Origin of the sequence: Dietzia sp. SLG310A2-38A2 (genome assembly GCF_014145095.1) — a bacterium.
Classification (GTDB): Bacteria; Actinomycetota; Actinomycetes; order Mycobacteriales; family Mycobacteriaceae; genus Dietzia.
Genome location: NZ_JAALDX010000221.1, coordinates 1 through 1463, shown reverse-complemented (window position 1 = coordinate 1463; position 1463 = coordinate 1). Strand labels below are relative to the sequence as shown.

The window sequence follows — 1463 nt, the reverse complement described above, 5'->3', positions numbered from 1 at the left end:
TCGACCTGCTCGACCAGTACGTCTCCATCGCCTTCTCCCACGGACCCGAGCTCATGCTCTACCACTCCGAACTCGGCACCCTGGACCCCGATGACAGGCGGCGGATCCGCCGGTCCCAGCTGCGACAGCTCGAACGCTGGGCCGGGTTGGTCCGCGACGCGGCGCCCGCGGAAACGACCGTGGATGACGCGACGGCCCGGATCCGGGTCCACGCCGCGCTCGCGGTGGTGCTGGACGGCGGGCAGGGCACGGGCTTCCACCCCTCGGCCGCGGCGAGGTTCGGCGACCTCGCGCAGACCGTGCTCCTGTCCCCTGACCGCTCGACCGACCTCCCGGGGTGGAACAGCACCGACCTCTCGGGTCGGTCCAGCTAGGCCAGGGGCTCCACGGTTCGGCGCGAGTAGCGGACGATCTGGCGACGGATCCTGTCGTAGCCGCGGCGCTCGAGCGCGCCGCGCACCGTCGGGGACATCGCGGCCACTGCGTGGGTCACGAGGTTCACCGGGATCAGCAGTGCGGGGTACCACGGCAGCGCGGGCCGTTGACCGAGCTCGCGCATCCCCGCCGGGCCGTTGAGGTAGGTCGCGGTGCTGCGGTGTCTGGCCACGTCGAGCCGGCGGCGCGCCGGGGCGAACCGGGGGAAGTCGGTCAGTCCGTAGGACTCCAGCAGCGCCTCGGCGAGGACCGCCGAGTTGGCGTCGGGCGGCGGGGAGGTGCGCAGGAAGTGGTACATGTCCCGCAAGCCTCGACGCGGGCGGTCGTGGAGGAAGTCGGAGTCCACGCCCATCACGTGACCGATCCAGCGCCACAGGTGCATGACGGCCCGCCCGTCGGCGGGTGAGTGCGGGATTCCCAGCACGAACGTGCCCAGCAGGAAGGTCGCCGAGAACAGCCCGCTGGTGGCGGCCATGTCCGCCTGGTTGATCGGCAGCCCCTTGGCCGAGGTGTCCCACCCCTCGGCGAGCATCACGCGGTTGACCCGGGCGTGCATGAGCCGCACGTGCACGGTCATCTCCCAGCCCGCACTTCCCGGGCGCCAGCCGCCGGGGGCCGCGACCGCGTGCCACCAGGCCATGGTCTCGGCAACGCGGGTGGATGTCCCCTCCCCGGTCAGACGGCCGGTCGAGGTGAGGACCTCGGTCGTGGCCGCCGGCCGGTAGCCGCCGAGTAGAGCGAGATCACCGAGCACATCCTGTCCGGTCAGCCCGGCGCGAAGGCAGACCCGGGCACCGTGGTCGGCGAGGTCGGGGTCCAGCCAGTCGGGGATCTCGGTGACGGACCTGACGAAGTCGACCACTTCGGCCGGCTCCCCCGGGGGCGAGGACTCACCGGCCACCGCCGACCTCAGCGCCTCGCGGACCCGCGCCATGGAGGTCTCGCCCCTCTCGATCGCCCCCAGCACCGCGTCGGCCGGGGGGTCGCCGGACATCAACGCCTCGGCGATCCGCCCGCGTTCGGCGGGC

1 protein-coding gene and 1 pseudogene are annotated in these 1463 nt (G+C 72.9%); one reads left to right on the top strand and one right to left on the bottom strand.

Translation table 11 applies throughout. From position 1 onward, the window contains the following. Positions 1 to 374: pseudogene (locus tag G6027_RS08340) on the top strand (hypothetical protein); the annotation flags it as partial. Here G6027_RS08340 and G6027_RS08335 read toward each other — a convergent pair. Then, positions 371 to 1463: oxygenase MpaB family protein (locus G6027_RS08335; RefSeq protein ID WP_182636766.1), on the bottom strand; the 1093-nt coding region annotated here is incomplete at its 5' end. The pseudogene G6027_RS08340 and the gene G6027_RS08335 sit on opposite strands and share 4 nt — an antisense overlap.